Origin of the sequence: Fibrobacter sp. UWT2 (assembly GCF_900142545.1) — a bacterium.
In the GTDB taxonomy this organism is placed as follows: Bacteria; Fibrobacterota; Fibrobacteria; order Fibrobacterales; family Fibrobacteraceae; genus Fibrobacter.
Genome location: NZ_FRBF01000002.1, coordinates 226,347 through 246,134, shown reverse-complemented (window position 1 = coordinate 246,134; position 19,788 = coordinate 226,347). Strand labels below are relative to the sequence as shown.

Annotated in this window: 20 protein-coding genes; 8 read left to right on the top strand and 12 right to left on the bottom strand. The window is 49.9% G+C overall.

All coding sequences use genetic code 11. From position 1 onward, the window contains the following. Positions 1–3: 3 nt before the first annotated feature. Both BUA40_RS14315 and BUA40_RS02245 read left to right on the top strand, forming a co-directional pair. A complete protein-coding gene (locus BUA40_RS14315; RefSeq protein ID WP_143149660.1) occupies positions 4–195 on the top strand; it encodes a hypothetical protein in 192 nt (63 codons plus the stop codon). Between the two features lie 14 nt (positions 196–209). Beyond that, positions 210–1,412, top strand: coding sequence for an FISUMP domain-containing protein (locus BUA40_RS02245; protein ID WP_072797826.1), 1,203 nt, complete (start codon positions 210–212; stop codon positions 1,410–1,412). A 136-nt stretch (positions 1,413–1,548) separates the two neighbouring features. Here BUA40_RS02245 and BUA40_RS02240 read toward each other — a convergent pair whose 3' ends face one another. Both BUA40_RS02240 and BUA40_RS14485 read right to left on the bottom strand, forming a co-directional pair. After that, positions 1,549–2,841 carry an ATP-binding protein gene (locus BUA40_RS02240; protein ID WP_072797825.1) on the bottom strand — a complete coding sequence of 431 codons (1,293 nt, stop codon included), beginning with the start codon at positions 2,839–2,841 and terminating at the stop codon, positions 1,549–1,551. Further along, a complete protein-coding gene (locus tag BUA40_RS14485) occupies positions 2,813–3,370 on the bottom strand; it encodes a hypothetical protein (protein WP_072797824.1) in 558 nt (185 codons plus the stop codon). The genes BUA40_RS02240 and BUA40_RS14485 overlap by 29 nt, the downstream gene beginning before the upstream one ends. Positions 3,371–3,626: 256 nt before the next feature. Between BUA40_RS14485 and BUA40_RS14480 the strand changes: the two genes are divergently transcribed. Next, the gene (locus BUA40_RS14480; protein ID WP_072797823.1) at positions 3,627–4,250 is read left to right on the top strand and encodes an FISUMP domain-containing protein; all 624 of its coding nucleotides are present in this window, start codon (positions 3,627–3,629) and stop codon (positions 4,248–4,250) included. Between the two features lie 222 nt (positions 4,251–4,472). On the opposite strand, the gene BUA40_RS02225 is transcribed toward BUA40_RS14480, so the two are convergent. Together BUA40_RS02225 and BUA40_RS02220 are read right to left on the bottom strand one after the other, a co-directional pair. Beyond that, positions 4,473–5,363, bottom strand: coding sequence for an IS3 family transposase (locus BUA40_RS02225; protein WP_143149659.1), 891 nt, complete (start codon positions 5,361–5,363; stop codon positions 4,473–4,475). Then, positions 5,294–5,815, bottom strand: a complete 522-nt coding sequence (locus BUA40_RS02220) for a helix-turn-helix domain-containing protein (protein WP_072797822.1) — start codon at positions 5,813–5,815, stop codon at positions 5,294–5,296. Before BUA40_RS02220 ends, BUA40_RS02225 begins: the two co-directional genes overlap by 70 nt. 401 nt (positions 5,816–6,216) lie before the next feature. Between BUA40_RS02220 and dnaK the strand changes: the two genes are divergently transcribed. The 4 genes from dnaK to BUA40_RS02200 all read left to right on the top strand — a co-directional run bounded on the left by dnaK (position 6,217) and on the right by BUA40_RS02200 (position 10,788). Beyond that, positions 6,217–8,118 (top strand): molecular chaperone DnaK, encoded by a 1,902-nt coding sequence (dnaK, locus tag BUA40_RS02215; RefSeq protein ID WP_072797821.1) that lies wholly within the window; start codon positions 6,217–6,219, stop codon positions 8,116–8,118. A gap of 110 nt (positions 8,119–8,228) precedes the next feature. Beyond that, complete coding sequence (dnaJ, locus tag BUA40_RS02210; RefSeq protein WP_072797818.1) at positions 8,229–9,371, top strand: molecular chaperone DnaJ; 1,143 nt, start codon at positions 8,229–8,231, stop codon at positions 9,369–9,371. A gap of 103 nt (positions 9,372–9,474) precedes the next feature. Next, complete coding sequence (locus BUA40_RS02205) at positions 9,475–10,131, top strand: hypothetical protein (protein WP_072797816.1); 657 nt, start codon at positions 9,475–9,477, stop codon at positions 10,129–10,131. A gap of 72 nt (positions 10,132–10,203) precedes the next feature. Further along, positions 10,204–10,788 carry a flavodoxin family protein gene (locus tag BUA40_RS02200; RefSeq protein ID WP_072797814.1) on the top strand — a complete coding sequence of 195 codons (585 nt, stop codon included), beginning with the start codon at positions 10,204–10,206 and terminating at the stop codon, positions 10,786–10,788. A 2-nt stretch (positions 10,789–10,790) separates the two neighbouring features. Here BUA40_RS02200 and tgt read toward each other — a convergent pair whose 3' ends face one another. The 4 genes from tgt to BUA40_RS02180 are packed head-to-tail and all read right to left on the bottom strand — an operon-like array spanning position 10,791 to position 15,505. Beyond that, entirely contained in the window at positions 10,791–11,936 is a 1,146-nt protein-coding gene (tgt, locus tag BUA40_RS02195) for a tRNA guanosine(34) transglycosylase Tgt (protein ID WP_072797811.1), read from the bottom strand. A gap of 14 nt (positions 11,937–11,950) precedes the next feature. Beyond that, complete coding sequence (gene hemC / locus BUA40_RS02190) at positions 11,951–12,898, bottom strand: hydroxymethylbilane synthase (protein WP_072797809.1); 948 nt, start codon at positions 12,896–12,898, stop codon at positions 11,951–11,953. Continuing rightward, complete coding sequence (locus BUA40_RS02185; protein ID WP_072797807.1) at positions 12,891–14,219, bottom strand: glutamyl-tRNA reductase; 1,329 nt, start codon at positions 14,217–14,219, stop codon at positions 12,891–12,893. Before BUA40_RS02185 ends, hemC begins: the two co-directional genes overlap by 8 nt. 20 nt (positions 14,220–14,239) lie before the next feature. Continuing rightward, positions 14,240–15,505, bottom strand: a complete 1,266-nt coding sequence (locus BUA40_RS02180) for a CotH kinase family protein (RefSeq protein ID WP_178299514.1) — start codon at positions 15,503–15,505, stop codon at positions 14,240–14,242. Positions 15,506–15,650: 145 nt separating this feature from the next. Between BUA40_RS02180 and BUA40_RS02175 the strand changes: the two genes are divergently transcribed. Continuing rightward, entirely contained in the window at positions 15,651–16,460 is an 810-nt protein-coding gene (locus BUA40_RS02175) for a hypothetical protein (RefSeq protein ID WP_072797794.1), read from the top strand. A gap of 8 nt (positions 16,461–16,468) precedes the next feature. Here the strand turns inward: BUA40_RS02175 and BUA40_RS02170 are convergent, their stop codons facing one another. From BUA40_RS02170 to BUA40_RS02155, 4 genes are all read right to left on the bottom strand, one after another. Next, positions 16,469–17,479 carry an Lrp/AsnC family transcriptional regulator gene (locus BUA40_RS02170; protein ID WP_072797792.1) on the bottom strand — a complete coding sequence of 337 codons (1,011 nt, stop codon included), beginning with the start codon at positions 17,477–17,479 and terminating at the stop codon, positions 16,469–16,471. Positions 17,480–17,506: 27 nt separating this feature from the next. Continuing rightward, positions 17,507–18,676 (bottom strand): putative heme d1 biosynthesis radical SAM protein NirJ1, encoded by a 1,170-nt coding sequence (gene nirJ1, locus BUA40_RS02165; RefSeq protein ID WP_072797790.1) that lies wholly within the window; start codon positions 18,674–18,676, stop codon positions 17,507–17,509. A 91-nt stretch (positions 18,677–18,767) separates the two neighbouring features. Next, positions 18,768–19,373 carry a penicillin-binding protein activator LpoB gene (locus BUA40_RS02160; RefSeq protein WP_072797788.1) on the bottom strand — a complete coding sequence of 202 codons (606 nt, stop codon included), beginning with the start codon at positions 19,371–19,373 and terminating at the stop codon, positions 18,768–18,770. A gap of 94 nt (positions 19,374–19,467) precedes the next feature. Then, entirely contained in the window at positions 19,468–19,755 is a 288-nt protein-coding gene (locus tag BUA40_RS02155) for a hypothetical protein (RefSeq protein WP_072797785.1), read from the bottom strand. Positions 19,756–19,788: the final 33 nt, after the last annotated feature.

The following is a 19,788-nucleotide window of genomic DNA, read 5'->3' as shown; positions in this document are numbered from 1 at the left end:
TTTTTGAAAAAAGCAATTTTTGGGGCATTTTTTATGGAAAAGGATTTCATATGTGCAAATTTTGCACATATGGGTGCAGATAATCAGACTTATAACTCATCCCTATACAAGCGACAAGCCTTGCGGTATGGGGTGAAATCCGGTGTGTTGGGTCACGGGGTGGTTGATTTTGGGGTGGTTTTGGGTTATATTTAGGGGTGAGGTTATTTATGCTGAAGAAGTTTGTTCTGGGGGGAATGGTTGTGGTGGCGGCGTTGCTTGGCAATGCTTGCGGGGACGACGCGTCGAGCGATTCCCCAGCGGGGCCTGCGGATAGCGAGGTTACCCTCTCCTCCTCCAGCGACGACGTTGTTTCCAGTAGCAGCGACAAGGACGAAAAGTCCTCAAGTTCCAAGAAGGTTGAATCGTCCAGCTCTTCAAAAACAGACGTGTCTTCAAGTTCAACTAAAATAGAGAGTTCCTCTAGTTCTGTAAACGTGAAAGAATCATCGAGTTCCAGTAAGGTAGAGTCTAGCAGCAGTAAGGATGATGTGTCATCAAGTTCCCAGAATGTTCAATCATCTAGTTCTGACAAACCCGTAGAATCTAGCAGCAGCAAGGCGAAAACATCTTCGTCGGAGAGCAGTTCTTCTGGCATTGTTACTCAATATTCAAGCAGCAGTTCCGAGAACCTTGGGCCGATAGAAAATTCGTCTTCGTCAGAAGAAAGTTCATCGAGTGTACAAGAAACCAGTTCCTCATCATCTGAAAAAAGTTCTTCTAGTAGCTCTATTGGATGTATTTATGGAGAACCTATACACGATACACGAGATGAAAAAGATTATAAGACCGTGAAGATTGGAAATCAAGAATGGATGGCGGAGAATTTGAATTATAATTATAAAAAGGGAAAAACGGGCTCGTCTCGAAGTGTTTGTTTCGATGGGGAAAATGCTAATTGCGATGAGTACGGTCAACTTTATCCATGGACCGTAGCAATTGATTCCATTTTCTTGGATAGTGCTTATGGTATAAAATGTGGTTTTAATGAAAAAAATTGTTCATTGCCTTCAAAATGGAAAGGTGTGTGCCCAGAAGGATGGCATATTCCAACAAGGGCCGAATGGGATACCTTAACATCGTCTGTTGGAGGAATGGGCAAGGCGCCCAAAATGCTAAAAAGTACTGAAAAATGGATAGGAGAGAAAGAAGATACCAAGGGAATAGACGCAGTCTGCTTTTCTGCAAAACCTGCGGGAAATAGACAAAGCTATGAATTTTATGGCTTAGGTGAAAATACCAGATATTGGACGGCAGATTTTTATAAACCAGATGCTGCTTATAGAATAAGTATGTCTAGCAAAACAAATGATTATACTGTAGCATACGATGTTACTTATAATGCATACTCTGTTCGTTGCATAAAGAATTAGAAAAGAACCATCCTACGTTCATCCCCTTCCTTCTCTGGTCTGACATCCCGAAATAACAATGGCGCGGGCCCCCGACTCCATCCTACACGATGACATTTCAATTGACTGATTGCGCTGGGCTCTCCCCCGGCGTTATTTAATCCCTAAGGCAGCCAATCGGGACGACTTTTACACCGTCAGGTCTCGTATATGCCATTTGCCCACCCGTGACAACCATCAGCAGGTCCGGTTCACGAAGTTGAATTTGGTCGCTTTTCTTATTATGTTCCCGTATAAGTTCCTTTAAAGTCGTCAGGTGCTTTGCTCCTTCCTCAATTTCGCGACTCCCCAGCTTAAATTCTATCAAGGCATAGCGTCCGTCATTCAAATGCAACACGGCATCGGCCTCGAGCCCGGTCCTGTCGCGATAATAAGAAAGTTCGCCACGTATTTTTTGAGAATAGACCTTCAAGTCCCTGATGCAAAGCGTCTCGAAAACAAAACCGAAAGTTTTCAGGTCTGTGTAGAAGTATTCGGGAGAGACGCCCATCGCAGCGACGGCAATTGATGGGTCGGAAAATTCCCTCTTCTTCCCTGAACGGATAGATGTGGCGGAACGGATGGAGGGACTCCAGGCGTCCAGATCTTCTATGACGAATAGTCTGCGTAGCGCGTTTAAGTAGGAATCCAGTGTTATTATGGAAAAATTGTCCGATTCCGATAGAATATCCTTATGGATGCTGGAGGTCTTTGCCAAGGTTGAGACATTCCGGGCGTACGATTTTAGGATAGCCTTTGTCCATTTGGGGTTCCTTTCGACTCCGTCAACCGTGGATATGTCTGTCTGGCAGATGTTTTCAAGATAGTCTTGCGCGACGACAAGCTGGGCATCATCGCCTTTCTTGAAAAGAGCGGCCGGCCACCCGCCACGGCAAGCGGCATGAATTAGTTGCTCTATCGAAAGGCTTGACGTAATCCCGTCAATATCGCTTTCGGGGGAGTCGAACAGTTTTGAAAGTGATATTTGGCCATTGGATTCCTGTGATTCGAAAAGGCTCATGGGGAACATCTTCAATCGTGATATTCTCCCCGTTCCCGAATGGATTGTCTTTGAAAGATCAAAACTGGAAGAACCCGTCAAGATAAAGAGCCCGTCTTCTCCCCTACGGTCCACTTCCGTGCGGACGGCGTCCCACAGAATAGGGGCGTCCTGCCATTCGTCAATCAATCGAGGATTTTCCCCTTTCAGCAATAAAGACGGTTTAATCGATACGGTTGCAAGATAACTCTCCCTGAAGTCGGGATCTTGCATCTTGACAACGCTTTGGGCTTTTTGTTCTGCCGTCGTAGTCTTGCCGCACCATTTAGGACCGACTATAAGAACGGCACCCGAGGAACGAAGCCTCAGGTCCAGTTCGTCGTCAACCATTCTGGGAAAATACGTTTTCATATTTACCAATATATATTTGTTTTGTAAAATTGTCAAGTTTTGTTTTGTATTTTTGTTCAATTCTGTTTTGTATTTTTGGAAGAAAAATGCCGAATTCTTTGTAAAAGCGCATTTTTATAGCATTTTTCTTGAGATGTCGGCGTGTTGGGTCGCGGGGTGGTTGATTTTGGGGTGGTTTTGGGTTATATTTAGGGGTGAGGTTTTTTATGATGAAGAAGTTTGTTCTGGGGGGAATGGTTGTGGTGGCGGCGTTGCTTGGCAATGCTTGCGGGGACGACGGTTCGAGTGATTCCCCGGCGGGGCCTGCGGATAGCGAGGTTACCCTCTCCTCCTCCAGCGACGATGTTGCCCTTGGCAGCAGTTCATCATCAAGTGTCACCGAGAGCCCGTCGACTAGTTCTGGGCAGGCTCCGCAGTCGGCGGAGTCGGATGGGTCTTCGTCGAGCGAGAAGGCGGTCGATGGCAGTTCTTCCAGCGACGGAAAAGCCTCGTCGAGTTCCGGAAAAGTTGAGTCCAGCAGCAGCGGCAAGGGCGAAAAGTCCTCGTCGAGCGAGGGGACGGCTGGCAGCAGTTCTTCGGATGTTGTCGCGGGGTCGTCTTCTTCGGAAAAAAGTTCTTCGAGCGTGACGGAATCCTCTTCGTCGATTGAAAGTTCGTCTAGCGAGGTGCCGTCTTCGTCATCTATAGAGGAATCTTCTTCAAGCGTGCTGGAAAGCAGTTCAAGTTTAGAGACAGAATCATCCAGTTCTATTACTTTGTCATCAAGTTCCGAAACGCCAGCAGTAATGAGTATTTATGATGCAGAAAATAACACATTGACCGATTTGCGAGATAATCAGGTTTACCGAACCGTTACTATAGGCTCTCAAATATGGATGGCTGAGAATTTAAACCTTAAATATAATAAAGGTTCTGCTAAAAGTTATTGCTACAATGATTCAATAAAATACTGCAACAATTACGGAAGGCTGTACACTAAATCGGCTGCAATGGATAGCGCGGCTGTTTACAGTAATACTAGTAAGAATTGTGGTGATGAAAATATAAATAACTGTACTTTGAAAAAAAACGCGCGGGGAATCTGCCCAGAAAATTGGCACATTCCAGATTCTACGGAATGGCGAACATTACTTTCATATGTTGAAGGAAAAATCAACCTTATGTCATCACCGCCATGGGATGAGTCTTGTGATGTCGGAAATGATGTTTATAATTTCTCAGTTTTACCAGGAGGAAACAAGTCAATGTATGGTACTTATGCTAATATGGGTAACATGGGGGCAGAAGGGTTTTGGTTTAGCACAATCCATGCACGTATAGTTAATTTTGGATGCTATGCAAGCGATGTTCTTTTTCAAAGTGTAGGTCGTGGATATGCATATCCTGTTCGCTGTGTCAAGGATAATTAAACTCTAGAGGTGTGCTATGGCAGACAAGAAAAAAATCCTTTTCTGGCCCGACGTTTACAAGGAACAAGGCCATTGGCTTCCGATCCAATCCTAAACGACGACATTCCAATCGACAGAATACGCTGGGCTCTCCCCCGGCGTTATTTTTTATGAGGGAGCCGGGGTTTTTAAGGGGTGTCCCCTTAGGCGTGAACTGACCCCAAAAAGTTGGACATTTTAAAATTAGGATAAAAATGAGTTGCAGACTCGGTATTGCACCGGGCTCATTCCTTTTAACCGCAGTTTTATGCGATCATTATTGTAGTATTCGATATATTTCCTTAACTCCTGTTTAAAATGTTCCATGTTCTTGAATGTGTTCGGGTAAAGGAGTTCCGACTTCATTATCCCGAAAAAATTTTCCATCATGGCATTGTCTAGGCAATTACCCCGGCGACTCATGCTTTGGATAATGCCGTGCTGCTTGAGTGACATTTGGTAGTTGTAGTGCTGGTAATGCCATCCTTGATCGGAATGCAACACCAGGCCTTTCTTTATATCCCTGGTTGCATAGGCTTTTTCCAACATCTTCATGACCATATTGAGGTTTGGCCGGTCAGATAAAGTATAGCACACGATTTCTCCGTTGTACATGTCCAATATCGGCGACAGGTAACACCAGCTTCCGTTGATGTCTACCTGTGTCACATCGGTGGTCCATTTCTGGTTTGGCGCAGTAGCGCTGAAGTTCCTGTTCAATATGTTCTTGGCGACCACTCCTGTCTCCCCTCGATAGGAGTGGTACGAACAGCGCTTGCGAACATTTTTCAGGCTTTCCTCTTTCATGAGTCTGTAGACAGTCTTGTGATTCACCTTGAACCCCTCGTTGCGAAGCTGCATCGTAATGCGACGATAACCGTACCGGCCTTTATTCTCCGCATGAACAGCCTTTATTCTCGCCCGTTCGGTTTCGTAGCGATCCGTTCTCTCTTGAATATGGTAATAGTAGGTAGAACGAGACAGACCGCTAGCTTTCAACAGGTGTCTTAAGGCATGCTCGGAGCTCAGTCTTCGGACGATTTCGGCCCTACACCGAACATCCTGGTACTTTCTTCTTGGTCTAGGGCCTTCAATTTTTTTAAGTAGGCGACCTCTGCTTTAAGGTACTGGTTCTCCTCCCTGAGCAGCTCGAGTTCGGTCATCCCGTCACGTTTTTTCTTCGGTCTTGGCATCCTTGGTTGGCCCCTTTGAGGCTTTTTGTCTTTAAGATTGTCATAGCCGCCTTGTCGAAATTTTTTCAGCCAATCTTTGAGCGTATGTCTGCTTATTTCGAACTTGGCGCATGTTTCCACATAAGATAGCGATTTCTTTATGACCGAATCAACCGCGGACTTTCTTGTTTTCCAATCCGTAGGATGCCCTATGCGGGGCTTGACTTGGAATATGCCGGTAAGATGATACATCCGGCACCTATGCTTGACGTCTCGCTCTGAAAGACCCACAATTCTTGATATGGACCTAGGATTTACGCCTTCCTTGCATAAATCAAAGGCTTTTTGCCATTCGGCTTCTTTATAGTGATTCATAAATCCTCAAAAGTTGTGTCCAACTTTTGGGGTTCACATCAGGCGAGGGGGTGGTGAGCAACGGAGTGCGAACCAGGGGGAGGCTTCCCCCTCCCCTCCTTTTAGAGATTGCTTCACCCCTATTCGGGGTTCGCAATGACAATCCTGCTCCCCGCTTTTTTTGAGATTGCTTCGTCACTTCGCTCCTCGCAATGACAATCCTCTGTCTACTTCCTACTGTCTACTTCCTACCATTTCATAATGAAACAAGCCAGTTTTACCCCTTTTTAGGCCGTTTTCTTGTTTCAGAACGAAACAAAATGGCCGTTTTTTGCCAGTTATTAGCATTTGGCACGGGTTTTGCTTATAAATGGGCGTAAAAAGGCCTACGGGCTAAAGAATTTAAAAATAGGAGACTCATTATGAGCAAGATTATCGGTATTGACTTGGGAACGACCAACAGCTGCGTGTCCGTGATGGAAGGCGGCAAGCCGGTCGTCATCGCTAACGCGGAAGGTTTCCGCACCACCCCGTCCATTGTCGCTTTCGGCAAGAACGGCGAACGTCTGGTGGGCCACGTGGCAAAGCGTCAGGCCATCACCAACCCCGAAAAGACGATTTACTCCATCAAGCGTTTCATGGGCCGTACGGCTGGCGAATGCTCCGCTGCCGAAAAGAACATGCCCTACAAGCTGGTGGGCACGGGTTCCGACCCGGTGCGCGTGCAGGTGGACGACAAGCAGTTCGCTCCTCCCGAAATTTCGGCCATGGTTCTCCAGACCATGAAGAAGATTGCCGAGGACTACCTGGGCCAGCCGGTGACGCAGGCCGTGATTACGGTCCCCGCCTACTTTAACGACTCCCAGCGTCAGGCTACGAAGGACGCGGGCAAGATTGCCGGCCTCGAAGTGCTCCGTATCGTGAACGAACCGACGGCTGCGGCCCTCGCCTACGGCCTTGACTCCAAGAAGAGCGAAAAGGTCGCCGTGTATGACCTCGGTGGCGGTACGTTCGATATCTCTATCCTGGAAATCGACGACGGCATGTTCAGCGTGAAGGCCACCAACGGCGATACGATGCTCGGCGGTGACAACTTCGACGAAGTGATTATCGACTGGATCAACGACGAATTCAAGAAGGACAATCCGGGCATCGACCTGAAGAAGGACAAGATGGCCCTGCAGCGTTTGAAGGACGCCGCCGAAAAGGCCAAGATCGACCTTTCTGCTACGACTTCTACGAACATCAACCTCCCCTTCATCACTGCCGACGCTTCGGGCCCGAAACACTTGGACCTCACGCTCAGCCGTGCAAAGTTTGACCAGCTGACCGCACACCTGGTGGAACGCTCCATGGAACCCTGCCGCAAGGCTATCAAGGACTCCGGCCTCTCCCTGAGCGAAATCGACGAAGTCATCTTGGTTGGTGGTTCTACCCGTATCCCGGCCGTTCAGGAAGCTGTTCGCAAGTTCTTCGGCAAGGAACCGAACAAGACTGTGAACCCGGACGAAGTGGTGGCTATCGGTGCTGCCGTCCAGGGTGCCGTGCTTAGCGGAGACTCCTCCGTGAAGGATGTGTTGCTCCTCGACGTGACCCCGCTTTCCTTGGGTATCGAAACCCTCGGTGGCGTGATGACCAAGCTCATCGACCGTAACACCACGATTCCGACCAAGAAGAGCCAGGTGTTCTCTACTGCCGAAGACAACCAGCCGGCCGTGACGATTCACGTGCTCCAGGGCGAACGCGAATTTGCCCGCGACAACCGTACGCTCGGCAAGTTCGACCTGACCGACCTCCCGAAGAAGCCGCGTGGCGTGCCGCAGATCGAAGTGACCTTCGATATCGACGCGAACGGCATTGTGCACGTGTCTGCCAAGGACAAGGAAACCGGCAAGGAACAGTCCATCAAGATTACTTCTTCCAGCGGCTTGTCTGAAGACGAAATCAACAAGATGGTGAAGGATGCCGAAGCCAACGCTGCCAAGGACAAGGAACAGCGCGAACTGGTGGACATCAGGAACCAGGCCGAACAGATGGCATACCAGGCTGAAGGCCAGCTCAAGGAATTTGGCGACAAGCTCCCGGCCGACACCAAGAGCCAGCTGCAGGCTGCTATCGACGACATCAAGGCCAAGAAGGACAACGGCACCAAGGAAGAGATCAAGGCCGCTATGGACAAGCTCCAGGGCATGATCAGCTCCATGGCCCAGGCCGCCGGTGCAAACCAGGCCCAGCCGGGTCCGCAGCCGGGTGCTTCTGAACAGCCGAAGTCCGACAAGAAGGGCGACGGTCCGGAAGTCGTCGACGCGGAAGTGGTTGACTAATTTCAACCTTAAAAAATTGAACAGGATTCGCCTCTCAAAAAGGGGCAATCCTTTTGTTGTAAAGTAACGATTCTTGTTTTTTTATATGACGAGTTTGCCCGGAGGGCAAAATGGCTGAAAAAAGAGATTATTACGAAGTTCTAGGCGTCGGCAAGGACGCGAGTGCAGACGAGATCAAGCACGCCTATAAGAAACTTGCCATCAAGTATCACCCGGACAAGAACCCGGGCGACAAGGAAGCCGAAGAGAAGTTCAAGGAGGCTGCCGAGGCCTACGACGTGCTCAGCAACCCCGAGAAGCGTAAGCAGTATGACCAGTTCGGCTTTAACGCCCCCGGTGGCGGCTTTGGTGGCGGCGGATTCGGCGGCCAGGGATTCTCTTTCGAAGATATCTTTGCGAACTTCGGCGATATTTTCGGTGGCGGATTCGGTGGTTTTGGCGGCAGCCGTCGAGGCGGTCGCAAGGCCGGGCCTCCGCGCGGAAACGATTTGCAGATCAAGGTGGCGCTCAGCTACAAGGAAATCTTCGAGGGCTGCACCAAGAAGGTTCGCCTGAAACGCTACACGCCGTGTACAGAATGTAACGGCAAGGGCGGCACTGACATCAAGACTTGTGAAACCTGTAAGGGTACGGGGCGCGTGCGCCGCGTATCTGGCGGATTCTTCCAGATGGTTTCCGAGAGCGCCTGCCCCACCTGTAACGGCATGGGCGAAGTCATCGCGAACCCGTGTAGCCGTTGCCGCGGCGAGGGCCGCGTGCAGGAAACCGAAGAAATCTCCATCAAGATTCCGGCGGGCGTTGCCGAGGGCCAGTACCTGAACCTGCGTGGCGAAGGCAACTGCGGGCCTCGCGGCGGTGCCTGCGGCGACTTGCTGGCGGTCATTGCCGAAAAGCCCGACGACTTCTACACCCGCGAAGGCGACGATTTGCACTGCGAAATCAAGGTGCCGGTCCACAAGCTGGTGCTTGGCGGAACGCAGCGAATCCCGACGCTGGACGGTGGCGAAGTGCAGATCAAGATTGCGGCCGGCACTCAGGCCGGGAGCATCTTGCGCCTGCGCGAACAGGGCCTGTACCCGCTGAACAAGCGCGGCGACCGTGGAAGCCTCTATGTAAACATCGGCGTGGAAATCCCGAAGGATTTGAGCCGCGAAGAGAAGGAACTCTACCAGAAACTCGCGGAACTCAGGCACGACAAAGAAACCGCGCAGGAAGAGAGTTTCCTCGAGAAGATGAAGAATCTTTTCAAGTAGGAAGTAGACAGTAGACGGTAGGAAGTGACGGGGCGTCGCCCCGAAATCCCCAAAAAAGATTCTCCCGGACAGCAATGCCCGGGATTTTTTTATAATTACATTCATGAACAAATTCATCGCCATCGTACTTTTAATATGCACCATCGCATTTGCGGACGAAGATGGCGTAGCCCCCGAAGTAGATAGAAAAAGGCAAATTGACCCCGCCCTTATTTTGGGAGGTTTCGGATATTCCTCTCTAGACAGAATTGCAATCGAAGGATTTATTTTAAATGGATTTCAGCCGTTTAAAAACATAGGCTTATATCTTGAATATTCCCCACGGTTAGATTTAAGGTTAGATGCTGATGAGACATCTTATGGTAGCTTAAGTGTTTTTGCGATTGCAGGCACGGCAAATCTAATATTGCAAGCCAATGAAAGCTACAAAGAGGAAAAAGAAGAAAAATCTGTTGCCTACTACATTGTTTTCGGATCATTATGGCTTTCTTCGGGTACATCTTATTATGCATTTTTGGGGAACAACATGATCGGCCTAGCCGCATTTGAAAATCATTTATTTGAATGGTGGGTAAAGGATGGCGGTCGGGATATGAGAGAAGTGGGATTTATGGAAAGTGTTGGTCTGCAGGCCAATTTACTTTTTATGTTTGTCGGTGGCGGTGTTCAGTTTGAAGTAACGAATAGACGGCGGAATCTCGGCGTTTTCTTTCATATAAAGCTTTTCCCCATATTTTTTGAAAGATTTCCGCATGAGTGACATTTTCTAGATTCTGAGGTGTTTAACAAGAGAATGGTTTATAGACGAACATTTCTTTTGGATGGAGACACAATGAAAAAGGTTGTCATTTTGAATGCAAGCCCGCGCAAAGACGGAAACATCAGCCAGATGCTGAATATCATAGGTGATACCTTGTTCGAAAAAGGCTCCGAGGTGATAATCATTGATGTCTGCAAATTGGAATTTCGCCCGTGTATCGGTTGTATGAAATGCCGTAGCGCTCACGATTGCGTGATGCCGGAGGACGATGCGAAGCGGATTCTGCGCTTGGTGCAAGAAAGCGACGCCCTTGTGGTCGGTTCGCCTTGCTATTGGGGCAACATGACGGGGCAACTCAAAATGCTATTCGACCGCTGGGTTTACGGCATGATGGACCACAGCGAACGCGATTACCCGATTCCACTGTTAAAAGGGAAGAAAGCTGTCATTGTGACGACATGCACTACCCAATGGCCTTTCAACCTCATTTTCAAGCAGTCGGCGGGCACCGTCCGCGCCCTGAAAGAAGTGCTATGCTGGAGCGGATTCAAGATTGCAAGCGTGATTCAAAAAGGTGCAACTCATAAGAGGCCCGGCCTTACGCCCAAAGAAATTGCCAAATGCAAGAAGATTGCCTTGTCACTTGGTTCGCATTAAAATTATTCCGCTTCGCGCTGTAATTGCGGGATCATTTCTGCAGACCATTCTTCGAAATCGCCGGCTTCGATGTGGTCGCGGGCCTGCTGCATCAGGTGCAGGTAAAAATGCAGGTTGTGGATGGTGGAAAGTGTCCAGCCGAGGGGCTCCTTGCTCTTGAATAGATGGCGCAGGTAGGAGCGGCTGTAGTTGCGGCAGCAGTAGCAGTCGCATTCCGGGTCGAGCGGCGCATCGTGCTGGTGCGCGAACTTGGCATTCTTGTAACGGAGCACACCCCTGCTGGTATAAACGAGGCCGTCCTGCGCATTTTTCGCGGGCAAAATGCAGTCGAACATGTCGACCCCGCGGGCAACAAGCGAAAGCAGGTTCCAGGGCGTGCCCACCCCCATCACGTAGCGGGCGCGGTCCTCGGGCAAGTAGTTTGTGCAAAAATCCGCAATCTCGTACATGGTTTCTACGGGTTCGCCTACGGAAAGGCCACCCATCGCATAGCCGTCGGGAGCGAGTTCCTTGAGCGCCTCGATGGATTTTTTGCGGAGTTCCTTGTGCATGCCGCCCTGCACGATCCCGAAAAAGTATTGCGGGTATCCAAGAATCGGCGGGTTTGCGGCGAGCCAGTCCATGGCGCGGCGGGTCCATTTGAGCGTCAGGTCCAGCGAGTGCGAGGCCTCCTCGACGGTGCTCGGGTAAGGCGTGCATTCGTCAAAAGCCATAATGATGTCGGCCCCAATTTCGCGCTGGGCCTGCATCACGGATTCGGGCGTGAACTTGTGGCGGCTGCCGTCCAACAAGCTCTTGAATTCCACGCCGTCTTCGGTAATGTGGCGAAAATCCTTGAGGCTCCAGACCTGGAATCCGCCGCTGTCGGTGAGCATGGGGCCGTTCCAGCCCATGAACTTTTGCACGCCGCCCGCCTCGGCAATGAGCTTGGTGCCCGGGCGCAGGTACAGGTGGTAGGTGTTCGCGAGAATGATCTGCGCCTGCATTTCGCGCAGGTCTCGCGACGAAAGTCCCTTCACGCTCGCAAGAGTCCCCACCGGCATAAAAATCGGCGTCTCGATGTCGCCGTGAGCCGTGCGGATGCGTCCGCGGCGGGCTTTGCTGCGTGGCGATTTTGCCAGAAGTTCGAAGGGGTTGCGATTTTCCACGAGACAATCCGAAATTAAAGTTGTTCGCGGATTTTTTGTGCAAGGGCGATGCCGGCGGCGCGGGCCTGTGAAACAGAGTCGGCGGCGCGGACGTCAAGAGACTGCGAAACTTGAGCGCGGAGCAGGCGTTTGCTGGATTCGTCCCAGTAGATGCCGCGGATTATGAAGTTAGAGTCGTCGGCAGTTGCGGCAGCGTTGGCGAATTCAGCGAAACTGGCTACGGGGAACTGGCAGCCTGCATTGAGTGCCTTGAGGTAAGCCATTTCGGCGACGGCGATGGCATACGATTCAGCATCGTTGACACGAGCTAACTGGCTGACAAGTTCATCGGACGGCGAGCAAAGCGTTTCGATGGCAAGGATGCCTTGGCCGGATGCCGGGAGCACTTGTTCGGTGCTAAAGTATTCTGTCACTTGGTCGGCAAGGCCCATGCGCTTGAGGCCGGCGGCGGCGAGCACGACAGCGTCGAGTTCCGCAAGCTTACCGAGGCGAGTCTGGATGTTCCCGCGAATCGGCACGTATTCCAAATCCGGGCGAAGCGCCTTCAATTGCACCACACGGCGAATGCTACCGGTGCCGACGCGGGCCCCTGCAGGCAAATCCATGAATTTGATACCGTCCACTCCCCCGCGTGCAATAAAGGTATCGCGCGGGTCTTCGCGTTTCAATACGGCGGCAAGTTTGAATTCAGGCAAAACTTCTGCCGGCATGTCCTTCAGGCTGTGCACGGCAATGTCGGCGCGGCCTTCTAAAAGGGCAACTTCAAGTTCCTTGATGAAAACGCCCTTGCCGCCAAAGCTAGCCAAAGATTTATCAAGACGGCGGTCGCCTTCGGTCGTCATCGAGACAAGTTCATAGCTCAGTCCCGGATTCACCGCCACAATGGCATCGGCAGCCATGGTCGTTTGCGCCAAGGCAAGCGCACTCTTTCGAGTTGCAACACGCAGCTTACATTCAGTCATTGTTCGCCCCCAAGCACTTGAGGAACACTTGCACATCTTCGGGCGAATTTTCGGCCTTGACCTTGTACAAAAAATCATTCGCCATCTTTTTGGCAAAACGTTCGTACATCATTTGCACGCGGTGGCGGTCTTCTTCGGGCAAATCCGGCATCGAGCGCAGCAATTTTTCGGATTCTTCGTTCGCCGACTTCAACATTCTTTCGGCATGCACGCTAATCTGCTTCGAGACTTCGTCCATGCGCATCCACTGCAAGAATTCGTCGATGCCTTCTTTCAAAATCTTCTGGGCGGCTTCGAGCTCAATCATGCGCAGGCGGCGATTTTCAGAGACAACTTTTTCGAGATCATCAACGCAAACGTATTGCACACCCGGAATTTCACCGATGCTTGCTTCTGCATTACGCGGGCTACCCAAATCAATCACCAAGCGCTTGGCGTTAGCGCTTGCGCCCGGGTGTTCTGCGACCTTGCTGCAATGGCGCTCGAACACGACATCGAGTGCACCCTTTTTCGCGGTAGAACTATCGATACTTTTAACAAATCCGCAAGCCTCGGCGAATTCCTCTTTCGTGACAATCGGTTCGGAGCATGCGCTACAAAGAATCACCACGTCACACTTGCCAATCACCTGGTATCGGTCTTCAAACTTAACCGGCGTGAGCACGTCCGCAAATTTTTCTGCATTTGCAAAAGTCTTGCTGCTTGCAAAAATCTTGGTCGTATTTTCTTGCACGTACTTGAGCATAAGCGAGCCCATTTCACCGAGGCCCACAATGTACACCGTTCGATTTTCCAAGTCATCGAAAGTGTGCTGCACCTGTTTCATGGCCAGGAACGGAATATTGCAGCTGAGCTTGCTCAAGTTGGTTTCGGTCTTGATGCGCTTGGTGGTGTGAATGGCACTCTGAAAGAGTTTGTTCAGGGTGTTTCCCGTTGCGTGCAACTGGTGCGCCGTTTCGTAGGCGCGGCCAATCTGGTGCAAGATTTGGTCTTCACCCATTGCCACCGAATCAAGACCCGCACACACGTTCATCACGTGGTGCGCCACCTCGTCGTCCGACTTAAAATAAAAGAATTTCGCAAAATCGTCGTAGCACTGCCCTGCCAATTTGCAAACGTACTGGACAAGTTCAGTGTCAGTCAGGTCGCGGTCAGAGGCCACGTAAACTTCGGTGCGGTTGCAGGTCGCAAGAATCAAAAGTTCATCAAAAGGAGAATTACTCAATGCATTGGTCTTGACATCCATCGGGATGTAGAACTTTTCGCGGACTGCGATTTCGGCCACCTTGTGGCTCATGCCTGCCATATAGATTTTACGCATGGACTAAATTTAGAAAAATCTCAATAGCCGATTTCTTTGTCAATCCACTGGTAACGTTTTTTCATCCATTCCGTCATCGTTTCAACAGCCTCGTCATAGGAATCGTACGGATCCTTGAGCGCCCAGTTTTCTGTATTCCGGATAATGGGCCAGCGACGGTATTCGTTCTTAATGGCCTTTTCAATCATGGATCGGTAAACAGGAATGCTGTCAATCAGTTCCCTAAAAGTTTCACGATGCTCGTTCCAATAATTGATAGCGGCATTGTTGACTAAAGAGTTGTGAACGATGTAATAATTTAAGCGGTACCTGCGAATATACCAATCTTCCGGATTTTTATTCTGTTCACGCGAGGCGTTTCCAAAGGCCAAGTCAAAATCCCATAAGGGACCAAAATGAATGGGCTCCCCTTTTTTCCAGGTGAAGAAAACGCTGCGGGCGTAATTGCCGTCTTCGTTTTTAGAATATTCCTGCACCCAGTAACAGAGAAGGTAGTCGTCGATATCAATCCAGTCCTTGATTTCGCTTGCCTTATGAAGGTATTGTTCCGCCATGAAATTTTCAAAAGCGTTCAAGTGGTTTTTCAAAAGTTCTTCTGTTTCGGGCGACGGATTCTTGGGAGATTTAATGTGGTAATAGTACCCGTTTTTATCTGTCTGAATGTAGGGCGGATCAAATTTTTTGGAATCTTCTTTTTCGACAAGGAATGTGGTGTCGTTTTCTTCGATGTTAACACGCTTCTTGGCCACCTTGATGGTTTCGGAAAGCAAATAAAGCCCCATATATTTTCGATTCAAATAGAGCTCTACAAATTGCATTTTTGTGGTATATTTCGCGCCCAACCACTCAGAAAGGCGGGTCATCATGTAATTGCGCAAATGGGTTTTATCGCCATAGTTGGCAATGAGAGCCCAGTCGCGGTTCTTGGGCATTCCAAAGAGTTCTACTTTGTCTTTAAATTCAAGTTTTAAGCCGTACTTGGGCATTTTAAAACTGGAATTGCCGCGGCCGCGCACGGTCAGTTCGTAGACTTCGCTTTCGGGGGCTTTTTCGCCATAGATTTGCAGGTGCGAAGGAATCTCGGTTTCTCGGTCACGAACACCTGCAAAGTCTTCGGTTTCAATTACGATTCTCGGGAGTCCGGCATAAGGATACATGGAATCGTCTATAGGCAAATTTTCGGGATCATTTTCTGGTTCAGCCCAGTAACATGCGTACAAACCGATGCAACAGAGAAATGCGGCAAGTAGTTTGAACAAGTTTATTTTGCGGGCCATTAAACGCATCAGCCGAAATATAATTCTTTTACGGGTCATACGGCTGTGATTTCTGTAACGTGAAATTGCTTTTTCGATTAATACAAACTTTTTTATTCACTTGTCTACTGTCTACTTCCTACTGCCTACTGTATACTTTTATATATTTCAGTGTATGAACAAATTCTTCGGGTGCATTTTATCTATTGCTTTTGTGGCAAGTTTTGCCACGGAAAATCTGCATCCGATTATAGCTCCGGCAACTAATTTTGGCGTACAAGGCACCATTGAACTCGATGAAGACGTCTACAGCGGCGACTTGGAAGTTTCTGCTGAATACGCCCTGCATCCTCGCTTTAGCCTTTACGTCGACGGCGCATTCCGCTTTTTAAGCTACAGCTACGAGTATGCCACCGGCGGTTACGTTCACAATTACTGCAACCTACATGTGAACGGCTTTAACGAAACTTATGTGGGCGCAAAAGGGTTGATTTTCCCTTACTTGGGATTGAATCTCGGCTGGCGATTCCCGCCTGGCGAAGGCTCTCAAAACAACCGCTTTCACCGCTTGAATGTTGAGCCGTTCAGTCTGCTGCAGGTTTCTAGAAGCCTGACGATTGGCACGGCGTTTCGCTACAATACGTTCCTCGAAGACAAAAACTATAAGCCCGGCGATGAAATCGGATTCAAGGCTTCATTTGTATGGAAACCGGGTTGGAATGATTCTTTAAAAAAAGGCTGGGAATTCAGCGAAGTCATTCTTTACCAGGCACGATTCAAAGAATCTGAAAACAGGAACCTAGACAAACGCTATTGCGGCATGAAGGACAAGTATCGCGGCATGAAAATGAAATTCGATGCCATGCGCTACTTCAATATCGCAGGTTTTTCTACCGGATTCGGGCTCAATTACGAAATTCACGACGGGACGCTCTTCGGATTCGAAACAGGCCACCGTATCGGAATCGAAATGAAAGTTAGATAGTCGCCCAATTAGGCAAAAAAGCGGAAGCTCGTTTTCTTGAGTTCACGAATGGAATGCAAGACGGCAAAATCAGGGTTGCCAATCGATTCGGCAGCCTCTTTAATATAGCTTTCCAGTTCCTCGGCTGACTGTGCATGCATCATGGCATACAGCGTGTACGGGAAACCTTCGAAGGGCGGGCGATTGTAACAATGCGAAATGTAAGGCTTGCTTGCAAGAATTGCCCCAGCAGGATTAACCGAGTTCCTGTCTACTGACCACTGTCTACTGTCTACTGTTTCCGCAAAGCAGACCATGGCGTTAAAAGCAAAACCGGCCTCTTGATGTCGAAGAATCGCCCCGAAGCGACGCATACGTCTTAACGCCAAGTCCTCGCGTAGTTCGTCACAAGAAACGTCCCAATCCTTGAACGGGGTAAGTGTATGCGGAATGTCGTTGCAAGCAATACGAATACGGACGTGGTCGGAAGAGGAAAGTTCCGTACACGATTCAACAGCATTCTTCCTACCTACTGCCAACGGTTTATTGTCTACTGGCGCTCCAGCGCCCTTCATCACCGTGTTAATCTTGAACTTCTCGGTCGCATTTAGGATATGGACATCGTGCAGTTCCGTATTCGCACAAACTTCATCGACAATCTTTTGAATCTCCGCTTCGGATTGAGCCATGACCGTAAACCACACGTTGTATTCGTGGCTGCGCACGTAATTGTGGGTAATGGCAGGAATCACATTAACAACGGCAGCAAATTTTTCTAGAGCAGAATCGTCGGCAGCCCCAGTCATAGCCGTCGGCACCTTGCCCGCACACAGGCGCGAAATAAAACCGAGCGCCTTGGAATCATAAACTCCCCCAACACGGCGGATTATACCCGACCGGCGCAAATTCTCGACCGCGGCGAAAACGCTCTGTTCGTCGGAGCCAAGCTGCTCCGCCAGTACCTGGTACGGGCGATCTTCCAGCGGAAAGGCATCCTGGATGATGGCGAGAAGCTGTTGTTCGAGTTTCGTTTGAGCCACTGTCTACCGTCTACTTCCTACTGTCTACTAACGAATCTCTTCGTCGGTCAAGTAGCAGGCCGGATCCTGTTCCCAGAAGTCGCCGGTGACCGCCTCGGCGCGAGTACGGAAGTTGCCGTTACAAAGGTTCAGGTAAGCGCACTTGGGGCAGCGTCCCTTCAGCAACGGCTTACGATTCTTAAGACCCGCCATAATCGGGTTGCTTTCGTCGCTCCAGATTTCGCCGAAGCTACGTTCGCGCACGTTGCCCAGCGTAATGTACTGCGTAAACTGGTCGGGGTGAACGTTACCGATGCTATCGATGTTACCAAATGCCATGCCGCTGCGGTTGCCACCGTTGCGCTGGATGAGTTCCAGAACCTTCTCGGCACGGGTGGGGTCTTCGCGCAGCATGCGGCGGTACAGGTAGACTGCATCAGCGTGGTTGTCCACCGTCAGGATTTCCTTATTGATTCCGCGCTTCTTGAAGTCGAGTGTGCGGTCGATAATCAGATCCATTGCCTTGCGGCTTTCTTCATGGTTCAAGTCGTTTTGTACCATAGCAGAACCGCGACCACTGTAAACCAAATGATAGAAGCATACACGGTCGATGTTTTCGGCTTCGAGCAAGTCGAAAATGGCGTTCAAGTCTTGCACATTGTAACGGGTAATGGTAAAGCGCAGGCCCACCTTCTGGCCCGTAGCCACGCAGTTGCGGATACCGCGAAGAGCGAGCCTGTAAGCGCCTTCCTTGCCGCGGAACTTGTCGTGCGTCGCCTCGCAGCCGTCCAGACTGATGCCCACGTAGCCCACGCCCATGTCCTTGAGCTTTTGAGCGACATCGGGCGTAATGCAGGTACCGTTGGTACTGATGGTCGGGCGAATGCCTTTAGAGGCTGCATAATTTGCCAATTCAAAAAAGTCCGGGCGCAAAAGCGGTTCACCACCGCTAAAGAGAATCACCGGCACCTTAAAATCGGCCAACTGGTCGATCAAAGCCAAGCCTTCTTCGTGGGTCAGTTCGTTCTGGTACTTGATGGCCTCGGAACGGGCATAGCAGTGCACGCAACTCAGGTTGCAGGTCTTGGTGCAGTTCCACACCACCACAGGGCCGCGACCCGGCGCAACGCCGTTCTTGCATTCATGGGCCTTGGGTTCGTAACGCAGCTGATCCCCATAGTTTGGGGTATCCATCAAGAGCTTGGTAATACTAATCATAATCTAAAACTTTTTTGGGAACGGCCTAAAGATAGAAAAATAACCCCGGATGCCCGAGGTTATTTAATGGTTACGCGTGAAGGCTTGAAGATTAAAGCTTCACAGAATCCTTAGAGATGAACTTCTTGATCTTCTTGTCGCCCATCCAAAGCTTCTTGTGGCTCTGGAGGTCGGTGAGTTCGAGGTCCACCTGGTAGAAGATCACGGACTGGCCGCCTTCCTGGTCCACGATGGTGTTGATGGTGCCGGTCAGCATCCAGTCAGCACCGGTTTCCTGGTGGAGTTCCTTGGCGGATTCTTCAGTAGCGTTACCCTGCTGGTCGCGGACTTCTTCACGGAGTTCGGCACGTTCGGCAGAGTTGGCGACAAAGTCAACTGCGCCAGAATTCAAGAGGGCACGTTCCATGTCCTTGATAAAGGTTTCGACGCTGATGTGTTCGTGGCTCTTGTTGCGGACCTTGCCGATTACGACGGTCGGGGTACGACCCATTTCGCCGATAATCTTTTCGATCTTGGCGCTGCCCAAGCAACCCGTAATCATTTCGTCGGCAACCAGGCGGGAGTCCGTGTCGTTCCACTTACCCGAAAGGTCCGTTGTAGAATTCGTGTCGATACGAGTGACGGTCTTGCCACCGCTGCTGCAAGCGACCATGCAGAGGCTGCAACCGAGAGCGAGAATAGCAAACAATTTACGCATTAGATTTCTCCTTGAAAATTTTTTACAAATATATAAAAAATACCGCCGTTCCAAAGAGCGACGGTATTTTAAATCTGTCGAAGAAAATCCGGAATTACTTATCAGCGAATTTCTTAGAGGCTGCCTTGACCTTCGGGTCGTTCTGGGCATCCTTGATCTTCTGCTTGATACCGTCTTCAATCTGCTTCTTGAGCTTGGCGGCGAGGGCGGGGAAACGTTCTTCCAGGGAATCGCTAAAGACAGCCGGTTTCTTGGGAGCGGCAGGACCCTTACGCTTGGCGTTCAGGGGGCGCTTCTTCTTGGCCGGGGCCTTCTTTTCTTGGGATTTTGTTTCCTGAGGCTTGACTTCTTCTGTGGATTTGACTTCAGTTTCTTCTGACATAATAGACCTCTTGGAAATATTGTTAATTTGACG